The organism is Bacillus sp. Marseille-P3661 (genome assembly GCF_900240995.1).
Classification (GTDB): Bacteria; Bacillota; Bacilli; order Bacillales; family Bacillaceae_J; genus OESV01.
Window position 1 is genome coordinate 253640 of record NZ_LT965957.1, and the last position, 18473, is coordinate 272112.

The 18473-nt window shown below is 35.7% G+C and carries 18 protein-coding genes; 2 read left to right on the forward strand and 16 right to left on the reverse strand.

What is annotated here, in order from left to right; all coding sequences use genetic code 11:
- Positions 1 to 39: 39 nt before the first annotated feature.
- Positions 40 to 1350 (reverse strand): glycine/betaine/sarcosine/D-proline family reductase selenoprotein B, encoded by a 1311-nt coding sequence (locus tag C1724_RS22405; protein ID WP_258000501.1) that lies wholly within the window; start codon positions 1348 to 1350, stop codon positions 40 to 42.
- Positions 1351 to 1371: 21 nt separating this feature from the next.
- Positions 1372 to 2652, reverse strand: coding sequence for a glycine/sarcosine/betaine reductase component B subunit (locus tag C1724_RS22410; RefSeq protein ID WP_180994414.1), 1281 nt, complete (start codon positions 2650 to 2652; stop codon positions 1372 to 1374).
- Positions 2653 to 2823: 171 nt separating this feature from the next.
- On the opposite strand from C1724_RS22410, the gene C1724_RS22415 reads away from it, so the two are divergent.
- The gene (locus tag C1724_RS22415; protein WP_102348972.1) at positions 2824 to 3708 is read left to right on the forward strand and encodes a LysR family transcriptional regulator; all 885 of its coding nucleotides are present in this window, start codon (positions 2824 to 2826) and stop codon (positions 3706 to 3708) included.
- A gap of 503 nt (positions 3709 to 4211) precedes the next feature.
- Here the strand turns inward: C1724_RS22415 and fabF are convergent.
- The 3 genes from fabF to C1724_RS22430 all read right to left on the reverse strand — a co-directional run bounded on the left by fabF (position 4212) and on the right by C1724_RS22430 (position 7178).
- The gene (gene fabF, locus C1724_RS22420) at positions 4212 to 5450 is read right to left on the reverse strand and encodes a beta-ketoacyl-ACP synthase II (protein WP_102348973.1); all 1239 of its coding nucleotides are present in this window, start codon (positions 5448 to 5450) and stop codon (positions 4212 to 4214) included.
- Positions 5451 to 5475: 25 nt separating this feature from the next.
- Complete coding sequence (locus C1724_RS22425; protein WP_102348974.1) at positions 5476 to 6414, reverse strand: beta-ketoacyl-ACP synthase III; 939 nt, start codon at positions 6412 to 6414, stop codon at positions 5476 to 5478.
- A 245-nt stretch (positions 6415 to 6659) separates the two neighbouring features.
- Positions 6660 to 7178, reverse strand: coding sequence for a phosphatidylglycerophosphatase A family protein (locus C1724_RS22430; RefSeq protein ID WP_258000502.1), 519 nt, complete (start codon positions 7176 to 7178; stop codon positions 6660 to 6662).
- Between the two features lie 106 nt (positions 7179 to 7284).
- On the opposite strand from C1724_RS22430, the gene C1724_RS25835 reads away from it, so the two are divergent.
- The gene (locus C1724_RS25835; RefSeq protein ID WP_180994415.1) at positions 7285 to 7428 is read left to right on the forward strand and encodes a hypothetical protein; all 144 of its coding nucleotides are present in this window, start codon (positions 7285 to 7287) and stop codon (positions 7426 to 7428) included.
- Positions 7429 to 7483: 55 nt separating this feature from the next.
- On the opposite strand, the gene C1724_RS22435 is transcribed toward C1724_RS25835, so the two are convergent.
- The 11 genes from C1724_RS22435 to C1724_RS22485 all read right to left on the reverse strand — a co-directional run bounded on the left by C1724_RS22435 (position 7484) and on the right by C1724_RS22485 (position 18364).
- On the reverse strand, positions 7484 to 8572 hold the full coding sequence (locus tag C1724_RS22435) for a toxic anion resistance protein (RefSeq protein ID WP_374703480.1): 1089 nt from the start codon (positions 8570 to 8572) through the stop codon (positions 7484 to 7486).
- 40 nt (positions 8573 to 8612) lie between these two features.
- A complete protein-coding gene (locus C1724_RS22440) occupies positions 8613 to 10229 on the reverse strand; it encodes a YceG family protein (RefSeq protein WP_102348975.1) in 1617 nt (538 codons plus the stop codon).
- A 35-nt stretch (positions 10230 to 10264) separates the two neighbouring features.
- On the reverse strand, positions 10265 to 11059 hold the full coding sequence (locus C1724_RS22445; protein WP_102348976.1) for an HAD family hydrolase: 795 nt from the start codon (positions 11057 to 11059) through the stop codon (positions 10265 to 10267).
- Complete coding sequence (locus tag C1724_RS22450; protein ID WP_102348977.1) at positions 11056 to 12165, reverse strand: cysteine protease StiP family protein; 1110 nt, start codon at positions 12163 to 12165, stop codon at positions 11056 to 11058. Before C1724_RS22450 ends, C1724_RS22445 begins: the two co-directional genes overlap by 4 nt.
- Complete coding sequence (locus C1724_RS22455; protein WP_308410517.1) at positions 12158 to 13564, reverse strand: phosphoribosyltransferase family protein; 1407 nt, start codon at positions 13562 to 13564, stop codon at positions 12158 to 12160. The genes C1724_RS22450 and C1724_RS22455 overlap by 8 nt, the downstream gene beginning before the upstream one ends.
- On the reverse strand, positions 13506 to 14696 hold the full coding sequence (locus C1724_RS22460; protein ID WP_102348978.1) for an HpcH/HpaI aldolase/citrate lyase family protein: 1191 nt from the start codon (positions 14694 to 14696) through the stop codon (positions 13506 to 13508). The genes C1724_RS22455 and C1724_RS22460 overlap by 59 nt, the downstream gene beginning before the upstream one ends.
- A 160-nt stretch (positions 14697 to 14856) precedes the next feature.
- A complete protein-coding gene (locus tag C1724_RS22465) occupies positions 14857 to 15567 on the reverse strand; it encodes a TerC family protein (RefSeq protein ID WP_374703483.1) in 711 nt (236 codons plus the stop codon).
- Positions 15568 to 15678: 111 nt separating this feature from the next.
- Positions 15679 to 16257: a TerD family protein gene (locus C1724_RS22470; protein ID WP_102348980.1), complete on the reverse strand. Its 579-nt coding sequence runs from the start codon at positions 16255 to 16257 to the stop codon at positions 15679 to 15681.
- A gap of 94 nt (positions 16258 to 16351) precedes the next feature.
- The gene (locus C1724_RS22475) at positions 16352 to 16933 is read right to left on the reverse strand and encodes a TerD family protein (RefSeq protein WP_102348981.1); all 582 of its coding nucleotides are present in this window, start codon (positions 16931 to 16933) and stop codon (positions 16352 to 16354) included.
- A 36-nt stretch (positions 16934 to 16969) separates the two neighbouring features.
- Positions 16970 to 17581 carry a TerD family protein gene (locus tag C1724_RS22480; RefSeq protein WP_102348982.1) on the reverse strand — a complete coding sequence of 204 codons (612 nt, stop codon included), beginning with the start codon at positions 17579 to 17581 and terminating at the stop codon, positions 16970 to 16972.
- A 387-nt stretch (positions 17582 to 17968) separates the two neighbouring features.
- The gene (locus tag C1724_RS22485) at positions 17969 to 18364 is read right to left on the reverse strand and encodes a phage holin family protein (RefSeq protein WP_102348983.1); all 396 of its coding nucleotides are present in this window, start codon (positions 18362 to 18364) and stop codon (positions 17969 to 17971) included.
- Positions 18365 to 18473: the final 109 nt, after the last annotated feature.

Below are 18473 nucleotides of genomic sequence, written 5' to 3' on the forward strand. Positions count from 1 at the left end.
AGGTTTGCTAATAGATTTAAAGTATTTGTGCTCTTCCTTTTAGGTCATAACCTCTAATATTGTTGGTTTATCTACTTCTGTTTTTAAAGCTTGTATAGCCTTATTAATAAGTTCCATACGTAAATTAGATTCTTCTTTGATAGTTATATTTGGGTTTCCTGTTGGATAAAGGACACTACTCGAAGGAACAATACGATTGGCTCCTAATGCCATAGCAACGTTTATCATAGTACAAATATGTGCAACAGGTATTGATTCCCGTTCTAACTCTTTAGCCATCACTGCACCGCAGCGAGTACTAGTACCTCAGGTTGAGGTTAGAATTACTGCATCTACTCCATCTTTTTTAATAATGGCCGCAATTTCTTTTCCAAATGTTGCAGCATCCTCGATAGCTGTTGCCACCCCTGCTGTAGAATAAATATATGGGTGTAGCTTTAATTCTCCAGACTTTTCTTTTTTTCTTAAAACATCTAATGGTACAAGCCGATTAGGATCTTCTATAACATAGCGGTTATCATATCCAAAATGTCTAATTTCAACTAAATCGCTTGTCAATTCATCTAACCCGTCCACATTAATTCTGCACCATCGTTTAGATCTTCCTGACGGCATACCTTCGGGGTTTCCTTTAAGCACCAACCCTCCATCAGTCACTAATGCTATTCGGAAATCTTGTTTATTTAGTGAACTTGCCGGTTTCACAGTTTCATAGCTTATCATCGATACTTCACTATGATATTTTTCGCCTCTGAACTTAGCGAGTGCCATATTAATTGCTCGTTCAGCTGCATTTTCTTTACAAACTATATTATCTTTTAAACCTTTTGAATATAATTTCTCTTGATCCGACTTTTCTAATGTATGGCCCCTTCCTAACTTAAGTAGTATTCTGCCCATTTCAGGCAAATCATTTTTCATATTTGCAGCTGTTTTTCCTGTTTTTAAGATATTAATATCTTTTCGAAACGTATTAAGTACTGGACTTTCCGGTGCTAATCCAGTAATTACAGGTATTCCTAAATTTTCTTGAACAGCTTGGCAAACTGCAGAACAAGCTTCACTATACCTTCCAGCCGCAAATGCAGGTCCTGCAATAAGAGCTTCTGGCTCGTATTCCCTTATTAGTTCTAGAATAGAGTTTAGTGCACTTGAATTTTCAACGTAATAATTATCACCACAAACAACTGTTCCTATCACTTCAATGTTTCCATTTGAAGTAGATTCTAGTAATCTACCTGGTCCAACACTACCATCTATTTTAAAAGGAGCTAAGCCAGCATGTTCTTCTCCGCCTTTACCAGCAAAAAATTGGTTAATATAATGTACTACTTTTAATGCTTGGGTCATAATATCCCTCCTTTACCAGTATTAAATTTCAACCATTGCAATATGGGAGGTTCCTAGTTGATTGATTGCTCCACTTATTTCACGACAGCGAATTTGAATGGCAGCGTTTGCAGGTTGTGGTTTATCGTCTTTTTTATCGGTAAACGGGCCAACTGTTTCACCGCCGATCACTCTCTCTTGTGATGAAAGGTCTACCCAAGCGTCGTTCACTCCGACTGACACTACAGCATTTGCGCTTAATGAGTGCGCAGTTAGTGAATCCTGGATCGTTCCATCGCCCAAATGTGACCATACTATTGCTGTTGTACACACTCCAAGTTTTTCTAAAGTTTCAACCGTTGTCATTAAATCTGATTCAGGAATGCCGCCACCAACTTTCGTAATAATGGCAATATCTGCATCTAAAATAGTTGATACGAGGTGTGATGTCATTTGTATAGACCGTTCTCGTTGTGACCTTGTAATGTGGGCCGCACAAACAACCACTCCTCTAAAATCTAGCTCTTTCCCATGCCTTTTATACAGACCCTCTATAACCGGGTTGTTTTGGTATGAGTATGTGTCTATACAAAGATTCCAATATGGCGAAATGACAGCACCATCTAAAACTTCATTTGGATGCAATATGGTAGGAAGAAAACCTGTAAGATCATCTCCGTACAGAATCGGTTCACCTCTCTCGGATCTCTGATGGGACGCGAGCATAAATACATACGCTACTTTTGGTAACTTTATAGTAGGAGGGTTTAATGAATAATTTACTACTTTTTCTGGAGACATCATCCCAACTTCTTTTGCCACATATGTTCCTATACGAAGTCCAATCTTCTTAAGTGCTCTATAATATTCTGCCTGACTCATATTTGTGGATTTGGGTTCAGCTTGAATAGCAATATGGCAATGCTCTGACTGTGGTGTTAATAGAGCACCAGGACCAGACTTATCTAGAATTTTATTGTAAGGGCTTTGCCGACTATTTAGTACAAGAATGGAAAAATTGGTTAATCTCGCCGAATTTCCGTTTCCTACAGGTTGAATTGGATCAATAAAACCAGGGTAATTAGAGGCCCCCTCATCTAACCTACTATAAGCTGGCATAACATCGAATATATTAACGACCCTTGTAGCTGTTCCTGGAGAAACAATTTCAAAGTTTGAAACTTCTAAATCATTTAAATCACCACAATTCTTTAAATGAGCTATAACACTCTCTTTACTTACAATCAGCCTTCCATTTATATATTCTATTTTCTCCCCCCACTCAATTTGTTGGATATGATACTCATGTAAAGTTAATTGCAAACTATGACCTCCTTTATTTTCTGTGTCACGTTTTAAAAATATTAAGTTTATTTAAATTTTTCTGAAAAATATATTACTAATTTAACAAAACTAATTGATCTATACAAGCGATTATATTTATAATATTTATATACAATATCTATAAATCAAAAGGGGCGTGAGCTTTTTAGCATGGAATTACATCAAATTGAATATGTAATTGCTCTAGAAAAATATATGAAATTTTCTATTGCAGCTGATGAGATTCATATTTCACAGCCAACATTATCACATCAAATAAAAAAACTTGAAAAAGAGCTTGGAGTCGACCTATTCGTCCGGAATACTCGTTCTGTTCAACTCACGCCTGCCGGTGAAGAATTTTTAAAACACGGAAAGAGAATCTTAGGAGAAATCGATTTGCTAAAAAATGCAATGGTTGAATTTACAAATCTAAATAAAGGACATATAAAAATAGGAGCTTTACCGATTATTACATCATTAGGCATAACACCCATACTTGCTGCCTTTCAAAATGCCTTTCCCGGTATTAATATGGAAATACGTGAAGAGGATAGCGATCGACTAATTAAAAAGATGAATTCAACAGAAATTGAAGTGGCTTTTATTGATTCAGCCATCATCTCAAAACAAGATCAAGATTTTGACTTTTACCCCTTAATCAATGATAAATTGGTCGTGTATCTCTCTAGTTCACATAAATTGGCCAGAAAAAGGTATGTAGAATTTTCCGAATTGTCAAACGAAAGGATATTGACGGTAAGTGGTTTACGCAATCTAGTAACTCATACTTGTCGTAACGTTGGATTTGAACCAAATATTATTATTGAAAGCAGTCAAGTCCAAACAATAAAGGGGCTTGTTGAGGAAAACGTAGGAATTGCATTTTTTTCATCAAAAATTGCATCATCTCTATTAAATGAAAAAACAACTTATGTGGATCTTTCAATACCAATTATGCGAGTAACGGGTCTTGCGATTGCAAAAAACAACAATCTACTAGTAACACAGTCTTTTAAAGATTTTGTATTAAGTAATTACTATGTCCAAATATAAATAATCTCTTTTTAGCGATTAAATAAAACAAAGTAAACCGACCAAAACATCTCTGTTCCTGGTCGGTTCATAATTTATGCTTTAGCTGTAACCTAAACGATAAAATTTCTTCGTTATTGGATAACCGATACCCGTACGATTGTCTGTAATCAAGGTTTATTTTTTCACCTATTACTTGTAAAGTTTCATCGCTTACTATAAATTTCAAGTCATCAATACTTACCTTTTGATCTGTTAGGTTTGGTTCATCCAGAACCAATGCGTATTCTGCATAGATACTTCATGAACCAATAAATGTGGCATGTATACGAATGGCCTTTTGTTGGTTATTCTCAATTTTTAATTGTTGAATCGCATTCTTCGTCACATTAAACTCCATTTTATGTTACTCCTTTCCACGCTGTTATTAAAGCTCTACAACTTGATACTACTTAATATTGCAATACTACTGCACAAGTTAGAAAGGTAGTAGACCATCCACATCTACTACCTACCCTTCTTTATTATGCTAACTTTTTAAATATTAATGTTGCATTGTGTCCTCCGAATCCAAGTGAGTTTGACAATACTATCGTACCATTATATGGTTTAGCAACATTAGGAACATAATCCAGATCTAGTTCCGGATCTGGTGTTTCATAATTAATAGTCGGAGGGATTACTCCATCCTGCATTGATAATAGAGAAAAAATTGCTTCAATGGCACCTGCGGCACCTAACAAATGTCCTGTCATCGATTTTGTTGAACTAATAGAGAGGTTATAGGCATGCTCGCCGAATACACCTTTAATTGCATTTGTTTCGAATAAATCATTATAATACGTACTTGTTCCATGTGCATTTATATAGTCCACTTGCTCGGGAGAAATCCCAGCATCTTTCAATGCTAACTTCATTGCACGTTGTCCCCCTTCACCATTTGGTGCAGGCGTTGTAATATGGTAGGCATCACCAGTAGCTCCGTACCCAATAAGTTCACCGTAAATTTTTGCACCACGTGCAACTGCATGATCAAGTTCCTCTAAAATAAGAATACCTGAACCTTCAGCAATAACAAAACCATCGCGATTTTTATCAAATGGGCGACTAGCATTAATGGGATCAGGGTTTGTTGATAGTGCAGTCATGTTGCTAAATCCTGCAACCGTCATCTCCGTAATTGCCGCTTCCGTGCCACCAGCGATCATAACATCTACTTCACCATTTTGAATGACACGAAATGCATCGCCAATTGAATTAGCTCCAGACGCACAGGCTGTTACAGAGCAATTATTAATTCCTTTTGCACCTAGCTCAATTGATACACGACCTGCCGCCAAATCTGGAATTAACATTGGAATAATAAAAGGACTGACCCGTTTAGGTCCTTTATCTAAATAGCGTTTATGTTGGACTTCGAATTCATCTAAGCCACCAATTCCCGATCCAATCCAAACACCCACACGCTCAGGATCCACAGTTTTTCCAATTTGCAGGTTTGCATCTTCAACTGCCATTTTACTGGCAGCAACTGCAAACTGTGTAAATCGTCCCATTCTTTTTGCTTCCTTACCATCCATATAAGCATCAGGTTCAAAACCTTTTACTTCCCCCGCGACTTTTACATTAAATTTCTCAGGATCTATTTTCCTAATAGGTGCTATGCCAGATACGCCACTTTTTATCTTTTCCCAAGTTGTAGAAATGTCATTTCCTAATGGCGTGATTGCACCGATTCCTGTAATAACAACTCGTTTTTTCACATTTGCTCCCCCATTCCTAAAAAGGTTATTTTCCCCATTTTATACAAACTGCCCCCCATGTAAGTCCACCGCCAAATCCAACCATAACAATAACATCATCATCTTTGATGTTTCCATTTTCAATTTCACTGAAGAGGGCCAATGGTATAGAAGCTGCTGATGTATTAGCATGTTGCTTGACCGTAACAGATACTTTTTCTTTATCTAGGCCCAGCCTTTCCCTAGCTGCATCAATGATCCGAACGTTCGCTTGATGTGGAACAAGATAATTAACCTCTTCCTTCGTAAGTCCTGCTTTTGCAACAACATTTAAACTAGTCTCAGGCATTTGACGAACGGCAAATTTAAATACTTCTCTACCATTCATAAAAACTTTATTATTATCTATTAACAAATGTTTTCCACCTGAACCGTCTGCACCTAATTCAAAAGATAATATTCCTCTATCTCCCGAAACCTCACTTAGTACAACAGCACCTGCACCATCACCAAAAAGTACGGAAGTTGAACGATCCTCCCAATCCAATACTTTTGTAAACTTTTCACTACCAATGATCAACACATTCTTATATGTATTTGTCTCAATAAATTGTTTACCGGTTACTAAGGCATAAACAAACCCTGAGCAAGCTGCACTTAAATCCATTGCAGGTATATTGTTAATACCTAGGGCTGCTTGCACCATACATGCAACAGACGGAAAAGGATAATCCGGAGTTGCTGTTGCAACTAATATTAAGTCAATTTCTGAAGGATCTAGAGCAGCATCGATAAGTGCATGTTTTGCCGCAATAATGGCCATATGTGAAGTATCAATATCATCACTAGCAATCCTGCGTTCTTCTATACCTGTACGAGTGCGAATCCATTCATCGTTTGTATCAATAATACTTTCTAAATCATGATTTGTAACAACCCGATCAGGAAGATACGTACCTATCCCGATGATACCAACACGTTTCATTCAACCACCCTATCGTTATTAAACTTATCCCCGTTCTGTGGGGATGGAGAGTACCACGAAGAGCCATTAGACCCCCAGTGTATTACTATAGCTAAAACCACCACTGAATGCAGCACCATTTTATGACTAGGTCATAATATCTCCTATTAATATATATTATAAACGTTTTCAAAGAAAGGTTGAAGAGCAAATTTTAAAAAGTGGCAATAGAAGGCTTGATAGCCGAATCCTATGCATTCATTTATTTAACTGATCTCAACGCCTTCCTCCCGGTCTCTCACACCATGTGCTAATCTGCTTGCGGCAGCTGCTGCAATAGCACATATAAGATCATCTAAAAATGTATGTACTTGATCTCCATCATGTTCATCCAGTTCTTTTATGATTCCTATTTTTTGTTTATCTAGATATCCAAAGTTTGTTAGTCCGATAGATCCATAGACATTAACAATAGACAAGGGAATAATTTCATCTATTCCAAATAGTGGCTCATCTGTTTCAACTAAATATTGCAGCGGCTCTGGTAATAAATTTTGTTCTGCTAAAGTGTCTAATGCTATCCCCGTAAGAACCGCATGAATTGTTTCACGTTTATCCAGTACTCTTTCAACATTATAACTGCATTCTTCAATCGTTAAATCAGGTATGTATCTTTTTTGAATTTCTAGCACTATCTTAGAAATATCCGTAATATCTACACCACGACTATTTAACATTTCAATTGCTTTACTTCGCATTTTTTTTGTTGTCATTGATTTAGCCATAATTCTTCTCCTCATTTCTCTTAAAGAACCTTTATCACGATTTACCACCGATTGAATACTATAAACAATACCTATTACTTTATTAAACATAAAGGGGATTAACTTTATGAGATTTAAACAGCAGCAACTGGACCAAAAAGCACTAGATGCTTTAGATGATTTAGAATCAATTGCCCACTCTAAGTGCGCTATTTGGGGTGAGTATTTCTTATTTTCATTATTATTTTTAGCTTATTTGTTAGCTAATTAATTTCATCTTATTTATTAGCGAAAAGAGTCCTCCTATACGGAGGGCTCTTTTCATGTTATTGACGGGCAAAGTTTTTCATATTATCTTGTAGCTGAAGAATCCGTTTTGTTCCCTCTTCTCGTAGGCGTTTATTCTCTTCCTCAATGGCTCTAGTTTCTTGCATACCTTTCATTATTGTATTCCAGGACTCTTCAATGGTCTCAATTTTAATGCTTGGTCTGCCTGAAAGCTTTGCAATTTCAACACTTTGATTGGCAATGTTTTGAGCGTTTCTCGTTAGCATTTCATTTGTACGACGGTCAAGTTCGCTCATTGAATCAGCTACTAATTTTTGACGTTTTGCGGTTACAGCCTGAATAATGCCATTTTTAAAGATCGGTATTGTAATTACAAAAGCTGAGTTAATTTTACCGATTAATTTCGTATTACCACGCTGTAGCAAGCGAATTTGAGGTGCAGTTTGGAGCGCAACCATCCTTGCCATCTCCAAATCATAAATACGTTCTTCTAATGTCTGAATGCCATTCTTTAACGTATCCAACTGTAATTGTGCCATTTGATCACCACCAGCAGCTTTTTGCTCAAGCAAAGTTAATTGCTGAGTAGCTTCCTCTAGCTTAATTTGACCAGCAACAATGTATTTCTCTAACGACGTAAAGTAATCAAAATTATTTTGGTACATCTCATCTAGTGTCATTGTTGACTTAGTCATTTCATCTTTATATTTCGAAATTTCGACATGAATCTTTTCAATTTCTCCACCTAATGTTTGATATTTCCCAAAAATCTTTTCAATCATATCGTTACTACGCTTAAATATTTTAGAGAGCAACCCTTTTTTTGGTTCTTCGAAATCTTTTTTATCAAACTTATCCATAATTTTTCCTAATTGCTTTAACATTTCACCCGAATCTGTGACACTTGTTGTTCTAATCATAGACAGAATGCGATCTGAGAATTGCGAGATTTGAATAGCTGGCTCTTTACCAAATTCTAATATAGCCATTTGATCTCTAACATCTATCTGCTGGGATATCTTTTGCACCTCTTGCTCTTGCCGTAGCTGTAGCCTAATATCATTGGCTTTTGCTTCTGTGATTATTTCAGTATTATTTAAACTATCTGTCGTTATTTCGTTTGACATATATATCCACTCCTCGTATTTTGTTTACAAACCGAGTACATTAAAATTTTATCGACTTTAATAACTTTTGGATAAAATTCGGTTCCTTAAATTCTTGCTCAAATGACATCTCCTCAAGCCAATGTGTATCAAATGCATTGGAATCAATATAATTTTCAACACAGTTATGCCCTGGTGGATTATATAATACAATATCAATGCCATATTCATTTAAAAGTAACAATAAAGCCGCATCAGATCGTGAAAGTGTTCCATTTAGCTCCGTATTATACAAAACGAGTTTCGGGACTTCCTGTGAAAAGTCAAAAACCTGCATTAAATTTAAAAATTGGGCTGGAATGTTTATTGCATGTGCAAATAAGTAAAGCTTAATTTGATCAACAGTTTCTGAATTTTTTTGTAATAGCCTAGGGTTTGCACACATATTCGAAATAGTATGGGCCAGCGCATTTTGCGTTCCACTTGGCAAATGCTTATATTGCCACCAATTTGACCGTTGCATTTTCTCAGGATCTAGCCTTCCGTTACTATTTAATGAATGCTGATAATGAAATTGTTGGTTAACATTAATTTCTTCCGTAAAGGGAAACTTTCGTATGAGCACAGTATTTTTGTAGTCAGATAGGGTTTGGAGCCGATCCCAATATTCTTTTTTATTTTTAGATACTCCCATGACTTTGGCAAAAATTGTTGGTATTTCAACCACTTCTTTTGTTGCATTAAATCCCGGCCGAATGAAAGCCCGCTCTTTCGCTATTAAGAACAACTCATCATAGGTTGTTTTTAATGTGACTGAACTTGGAATATGATTACGGAATTGCCATGGCTTATACAACTGAGACCCTTCATGATGTAATACATTATCCATTTCTTTTGTTGCCCGATATGCGACTGTCGATTGCCGTTCAGGTTTTTCAATCGGAAAAGGCTGTAATTTCGCTGTTGCAGGATACGTAACAATTTGCGATATATCATTACCAGGATCAATTTCTTGGAATTGATCCTTCCCTTCTGGATGAAAGATCAGAACATCACAGCCAATAAGCATTAAGTAGTAAAGGAAATATAGTTGACTTTTTGTAGCATCCCCATACCATATAACGTGGGGCATTTTTACTTTAACATCAAACCCCTCAAGCCACACATGTAGATGATTCCATGTCCATTTTATTAAATCAACCAGTACTCTCCTAAAATCTGGATCGTTAAAACCTTCCGTATGTTTATTCTTGAATGACTCAAGTACAGTCATCAACGATTGTCTTAGGTGACGGCGCATCGCATAGTTGGAGTGAGAAGGAATTAATCGTTCTCCATCTAAAAATGCTACGAAACGGTTAACAGACAATCCATTTTCCTTTTGATTAATCATGTGAATTCTTTGAATTGCTTGGAATCGTTCTGGTTGTATAGATTTGTCTAAACATTCGCTTAGTATATGGACTTCTTCACGATTGGACAATTCATGAAGATCAATAAAATAATCAGTTTCATCATAGGTGGTACCTAGTATTCTTGCGGACAACTGGCTAAAATGTAATTCACTTTTATTTATTTCATAAGGTTTTCTATCAGGAAGAGGTAAAAATAAAGAATCTTTCCATTTATCACCGTCTATAATTGATTGACTTATTTTGATACTGTGATATTCGTGCATGGTATCCTCCCCTCTTTACTCCTCTAAATTAACTTTTAAAATTTCATAAAGGCTCTATTTAGTACTAATTCTATAATATCATTTGATGCACCCATACCAAATGATTTCGTTCTCTGAACAGATGAATCATACTGTAACACTTCTCCATGTGCAGGAGAAACTCCGTAAGTACTATTTCTTATTAAGTCATAATCTAATAATGAATCACCCGCTCCATAAACTTCCTCTATCTTTAGTTGTTGACAAAGATATTCAACGGCATTCCATTTATTGATAGGATGAGGAATAAAATAAAGTTTTCTTCCTTGCAATGATGTTTGCCAACCATGATCATGAGCCCACTTCTTGATTGAAACCAGCTCATTGTTAGGAAGTTTATTTCGTTTAATGATAAGATAGATAAACAGCTGCTCTGCATCCCTAATTTGTTCAAGCCAATCAGCACTTGAAAGGCTTTCAATTTTTTTTATCATATCTATGATTGGCATGCATTTGTGTAATTCTTCATGGATGAAATCAGTCCATTCCTTAATTATCATTCCTTGTTTCAAAATCGTAGCACCATTACTCGTTATAGCATATTGAGGGATGATTTCATTATGGAATAATGAAATTCTCCTATATTGTTCAGCAGTCCGGGTTGTGACCGGAATGAATAACAATTCGTCAGTTAGTTTCATTAAAGCTATTTTTGTTGCGGTTGAGATATATGAAACTTCTTTCCCGTTATATGTTTCTATTAATTCATAGCCTTCGTTTGTGCCATACGTATCAATCATATGACTAGAATAAATTAACGTGCGGTCAAGGTCACTTGCAAATGCTCTCATCGGTCACTCTCCATTGGTTTAATTAAACCACAACAGCCATACGACATGTTTGCATATTTAACAATCTGTACTCCCCGCTCTTCAGCAAGCATTAAAATATGTTCTAAGTTGCTTGCTGCGTTTGGGTGAACTAGTATCTTCCACGGAACTCTGCGGAGCAATACGCGCGTTGTTTCTCCAACACCAGGTTTAATAAGATTAATATTATTTAATCCGAATTCGTGTTGAATTTTCTTAATTGATTGAAGACCATACCAATTTGGCAGTGTATATGCAGCTTTTTGTTCAGCTAGTTTGAGAGGTATCAATTGCAGCATTTTTGAGAACTGTTCTGTTATCATGTCAACATAAAAGTTAGATACGTCCTCATTTGCTAACTCTTGGTAATACTTTGCTCCGTGAAAATCATCCACACCAATCCATTTAGAATTAAGAACAGTCCGACTTACTAGTCCAGAAACAGTTGAGTTTAAACAAGCACTTGGAATCAAAAAATCTTCTCTAGTCCCAAATACTGTAGAGCAATAACCAGGGTCGGCTAACACCGCTAGCTCTGATGACAAATTGGTTCGATACTTTTCATTAAAAGCTCCAATCGCTAATTGAAGCTCCTTTGAAATTGCACCTTTCCCTGTCCAGCCATCAATGAATGTAATAGATGCCTTTGGGTGTGAACGCAGCATAAATTTCACAGCATTCTCATCTATACCTCGACCGCGGATAATTGAAATACTATAATGTGGCAAAGATCTATTATATTTTAATTCTATATATCTTTTAATAAGGATACCAATTGGTGTACCGCCGCGCGCAAGACTACACAATATTGTTTGAAAGCCCCTGCTTTCAACTATTTGTTCGGCTACTATTCCAACAGCTAAAGCCACCTTAGCTTTATTTTCTTCTAAAGAATCAAAAAATAACTTCATATATGCATTTGTTGGTTTGTATTCAATTGGAAGCATTTCAGAATAATGAACTCCATTTTGAATGGCCTTTTCTCTTTCAAATGTATCTATTTCGATGGGTAGGTTAGATAAGTTTTTTAATAAAAAAATTACATCTTGTTCTGCATAGCTCCCCATCTTAATCAATGTATTACTCACTGTAAACACTTCCTTTACACTCATTCGATAACGTTACGATAGTAATAGAATGAATGCCACGATCTGCAAACCAATCAAATAATGGTTCGAGAGACTGATTAGAGACCTTCCCTTCATAAAATACGAACACCTCGTCATAGAAATTCACTGGAATATTATAAACATAATGTAAAACTTTTTGATTCTCTGGGTTATTAAATTTAAAACCATTCTTTACCGCATAATGCTCTTGATCAACCGGATGTATTGGACTTCTAGTTGTAGAATGATAGAAAATATTATCCCCCATTTGGGCCGAGATTTTCAATGGCAAATACATGAGTTCTCCTGTTCCCAAACATAGCGTTCTCTTCCCTGTACGTCGTTTTTTTAAAAGCTTTCCAGCTTCATTGCAAGCTGTTTCAATTTGTGCTATATCCAAATCCGAAATCCCGAATCTTCCGGTTTCTTTAATATATGGAAATAAATTCAGTAAATCTTGATTATTATCAGGTTGATAATCTAACGGTGTAAAAAAGCTAGAAATATTTATAGATCTCGTCGTTAAATCTTGAGCTTTCCTCTTATTTTCATAATTAGACAGTGCTTTATGAAGCGGCCTGCCACGAAAGTTTATCTGACCTGTTAATAAAGCTACGGTTGTAATAGTGACATCTAATTCCTTTTCCAGCTGTTTAAACTTCATTTGATCTTCCAGTGAACGCCAATCTAATATTGACAAAACCGCATATTCTTTCCGTGGATAGTTTCGATGGATTTCTCTTATGATATTAATAGTTGTTTTTCCTGTTGTCATTTCATCATCTACAAGTATGACAGGGGCATCCCTATTCTTTAATAGTTCAGCTGGAATATAACACAACTGGTCAACAGCATGTGAGTGTTCTTCCTTAAAATTAAGGGTTGGAGCAACATCGATAATTTCTTCTCTAGTCGTTGGAATAAAATAACCATTTTCTATCACATCAAATACGGCATGCCCCAGAGCTGTAGCGGTCTCCGCAAATCCTATAATGATTGGGTCTTGGCCTACATCCAATCTATGTTTTTTTAATAATTGATACGCAGCTGCAAGTTGCTTCGTGTCTTCAGCTAAAAATCCTTCAACAATTTTGCTCTTAGCTGGAATACTTTTTCCTGTTTTTTTTTCATAATACTCTATGGCTAATAACCCTGATGTAAGTAAAGGCTTATATGGGTGAACAGGGATATGCTTGCCTAACACTTTACTTACAAAAAGGAATCCCCTTTTTTTATTGATTCTAGCTGCCATATTAAACAACTGTTCAAAAGGAATATTTAGTTTATTTTCAACTACTGATACAGACATTTCCATGTTCTCAAGGATTGGTAGTATAAGTGGATTCTGTGAGCAGGTCGATAAAGCTATGGTTTTCATGATACACCCCATATATCTTAGATTTAAGAATGATTTTATTGGCCCATTTATAATGGGGTTTAATTTCATTCATTTTATTTGAAAATGTACTTTTTAATACACCAACATTGCCGTCAGCATTTTGAATAATACTAACTGCATCTAAATATTCTTCCTTCGAGATCACATTCAAGCTTTGAATAATTTTTAAATGCGACGGATGTATAACGGTTTTACCATTCAATCCATTTGCTAAATCAAGAAGCGTTTCTTTAATTAAACCATCCGCGTACTCATTTAACAGCTGCGTACGAAACCTTAAGCCTTCCTCTCCATAGAGTTCTCTAAATGGAGATTGTCGTAATTGTGGTTTCAATATTCTTGTTGAACTATCGAAGTATTCCCAAACTGGACCTGATATCACAAACTTCCTACCAAATAAATTGATAATATCTGTGATCAAGTCTCTAATAATTGCAATATCGTAAATGGTCGTGTTGCAATTTCTACGAATTCCGTATAATCCGCAAAGATCAGTAGCACCGATGCGAATATTTAAAATCCTATTTTCATATTTTTCAAGAATTCTACTCATTGTAAGTAAGTTATCCATTCTTACTTCTTTATAAAGTAAATCTGGTGTTTCCAATATCGGCATCCCATATAAATGAATATTATGTAATTTTGAGATATCTTCCAAACATTCTAGGTATTCAATTGCATTTGCAACAGTGAATTTTGGAAACACGAAACCTGTAATTATATCAATTGAGTCGCCTAATCGGTCGGCAATCAAGCGCATTTGGTCCGCAGAACGAATTCTAATAAAGATAAGCGGTAAATCTGCTAAATCTAGTACTTTATGATCAAGAGCTGTGTAGATATTTTGAATATGTTTTACCACACGCTCCTCTGCAACGTCGGTCTCTGCATCCCCAATGGAATCTTCCAAACAGATGACCATTGAACAAATTTCTTTATACTTTTTTGTTATGATAAATTCCGAAATATCTCCACGCGTAGCCGGCATATACAAGGTTGCACCAAGAGCATAGTCTAAAAGATGTTTAGCAGATAATTTTGTTATAGCCACAGGTTTTTTATAAAAGATTCCTTCCTTTTGTAATTCAGATAAAAAACTAAAATACTCCAAAATCTCACCTCTTATTTTATATACAGACAACAACATTCCTTATGTTCTTCGTTATTACTACAGGTAATTTCTGATTATTGAAAAAAGCAGATTGTACAAAAAAGAAGGAGTTCTCAAATATCTCCTTCTCGTCTATATCTATCAAATCTTACTAGTATCGTTAAACTGGTTCTTTCTCTTGCTCTTTTTCTTTTGATTTTCTCATTTGGTGAACAATAAATGTTATGATAAATGTAATAACTAAAATACTAAAGAAAACGATATGATGGACGTGTATTCCAAAGACACTTGCAAACATTTTGGCAGCAATAATTGCAATTAATATAAAAGCCGTTGTTTCTAATTCAGGAATTTTATCAATTAACACTAAGAAAAATTTCGCTACAGTTCGCATTAATAAAATTCCGATCATTCCACCAAGTAATAGGACCCAAACCTGATCTGAAACTGCCAAAGCTGCAAGAATACTATCTGCTGAAAAAGCCAAATCCATTAATTCTACTGAAATTACGGTTGCCCAAAATACGCCGAACGTACGTACAAGCCAGCTATCCTTTTTAATGGTATGAGCATCCTCATCTCCTTCGCCTTTCCAAAAGTGTTTCACAACTAACCATGCTAAGTAGGCTGCTCCTAAAACCTTAATCCACCAAAATTTAATTAAGAACATGCCTATACCGATGAATAAAAATCGGAAGAAGTAAGCACCAATTAAGCCGTATGTCAATGCTTTTTTCCGTTGATCTGGCGGCAGATGTTTTACCATTACAGCCAATACGAGAGCGTTGTCTGCAGATAATAAACCCTCAAGCACTACTAATGTACCAATATATCCCCAAGAGACCGGATCGGTTAAAACCTCAGCCCACATGGCCCAATCAAAAAACGAGGCATATGTTGCAAGAATTTCTTTTAAAATTTCCACTTGATGTATCCTCCCATTATAAAATGTTGGCCCCGCACTTTTTTGGTCAACAATCTATTATACTTGCAAACCGTAGTTTCGACAAAGATCTGCTAAACCACCTGAATATCCGCTGCCAACCGCACTGAATTTCCACTCACTTCCATGGCGGTATAACTCACAAACAACAACTGCCGTTTCAATAGAGAAGTCTTCCCCTAAATCAAACCGTAATAATTCACGATTGCTCGCTTCATCTACTAACCTAACAAATGCGTTGGAAACTTGCCCAAAGTTTTGGTTTCGTGTTTCCGCATCATGTATCGTTACTGTAATTCCGATTTTATGAACATAGTCTGGTATTTTTGAAAAGTCAACTAGCAGCTGCTCATCATCTCCATCTCCATGACCAGTACGATTATCACCCGTATGTATAACTGATTCACTAGGATGCTGTAAATTGTTATAAAAAATGAAATCCTCATCACGAGTACATTTATCGTTTGCATCAACTAGAAATGCACATGCATCCAAATCAAAGTCATTTCCACCATGATATTTATTAATATCCCATCCTAGACCAATTATAGCTTTTACCAACCCTGGATTGGATTTTGTTAAGTCTATCCTTTGCCCCTTAGATAACTGGATTGCCATATATGTAACCTCCAAAAAAATGTATAGTCAGAAAACAAGAAGGATATGCAATGTCCTTCTTGTTTTAATCTTACATTATTTTATTGTATAGAAATTAACCGATTTGCAAGCCGAAATCTGTTGCAATTCGTGCAAGGCCGCCTTGGTAGCCCGAGCCAATTGCCGAAAACTTCCATTCACCGTTATGACGATATAATTCACCTACAATAATAGCAGTTTCAATCGAGAAATCTTCACCTAAATCATAACGTATTAACTCTTCACCATTACTCTCATTGATAACACGAACAAATGCATTGGAAACTTGACCAAAGTTTTGATTGCGTGCCTCTCCATCATGTATTGTAATAACAAACGTAATTTTTTCGATATTAGCAGGAACAGCACTTAAATTCACATCAACTTGTTCATCATCACCCGCACCTTCACCGGTTCGGTTATCTCCCATATGTACGACAGAACCATTGCCGCCTTCTCGTTGGTTATAGAAAATAAAGTCTTGTTCAGATGCACATTTTCCTGCTGCATCCAATAGGAAGATACTTGCGTCTAAATCAAAATCATTTCCGCCGTCATATTTATTTGTGTCCCAGCCAAGACCTACGATAACTTTCGATAACCCTGGGTTCGTTTTAGTTAAATCAATTTTTTGACCTTTTGATAGTGAAATTGCCATTAATAAACACCCTCTCAATATATTATAATAAAAATTTTACATATATCCTTTTACGATATCCTCAAGACCTCGGTCATTCGTTCCTGTGCCAACAGCTGCAAATTTCCACTCGTCACCATGACGGTATATTTCAGCTACAATTAAGCTAGTTTTACCTGAATAGTTATCAGTAAGATTAAACTTTAGCAATTCTTCTTTATTGGACATGTTTACAACTCGAATAAACGCATTTTGGATCATACCAAAATCTTGTTTTCTACGTACACAATCATAAATATTAACAACAAACACCAATTTATTTACTTGTTGTGGTACTTTTTGAAGTTCAACAATGATTTGTTCATCGTCACCTGCACCATCTCCAGTGAGATTATCACCTTTATGTTCAACACTTCTACAAGAGCTATTCAAGTTACCAAAGTAAATTAAGTTCTTTTTATCAACAAATTTATCATTTTCTAACATGATAACTGATGCATCACAATCAACATTTGGCCCACTAGCGCCTCCACCTAACAATCCACCCAAAAAGCCCCCGCTTTTTTTAGGTTGAACAGGATCCCATCCTAGACCAATCATTATTTTGGATAATCCAGCATTCCCTTTAGTCAGATCAATCCTTTGACCTTTTTGTAATGAAATTGCCAATCTATTCACTCCTTTAGCAAAATATTATATATAAATCACCCTATGTGATTTATCACTGTTTTAAGTTCTTTACAAATTTCAATTAACAAAATAAACTCTGTAACTATATATACGGACTGGCCCAAGAAAGGTTTCAATATTTATGTAATAAATATTCGTCAACCTTATTTTACCAAATATCACAGCACTTGACCAATTATACATAGTTAATCACATATAAAACTCAGCCCAATTAAAAATAAAAACACCTTATATAATAAGGTGTAGGTTACAATTCAGATTATGACCACTTAGATTATATATAACGCAATAGGTTTCTATAATACCTTCAAATCACGCCGGTAATGAAGATTCTATAATATAATTAATTTGGATTACTATGATTTACTATTCTTTATTACCCTTTTTCTTTAATGCTTCTATTGCCTCCTTTAATACAGTTGGTATTGGCAAACCTACATTCCCTGCGTTTTCAATGATTGATATTAGTTCATTTATGATATAAAAAAATATAACCGTATCACGAAAGAAACTAGTACCGCCAAGAACAACATCTATACCATGTGCAACCGCAACTAATGCTAATATAATAATTTTCTTTGCAATCCCTCTAAAGCCAATCCTGCTATTTAACTTTCCATTGAATCCTGCAGCAATCAAGCCTGTCACATAATCAATCACTATAAAAATAACTAGTACCTGTAACAACACCGACCAGCCCCCAAAAAGTAAGCTCAAAATTGAACTGCTACCAACAATGAGAAGTTTAATGCTGTTCTCCACAATAAACACCTCCTTTTAAACATAAACTCTTCCCTTTATACACTATTCAGTGACAAAGGAAATTGTTTGTGCATGTCCCTATTTAATTTTAACTTTTTGTTTTTCTTAA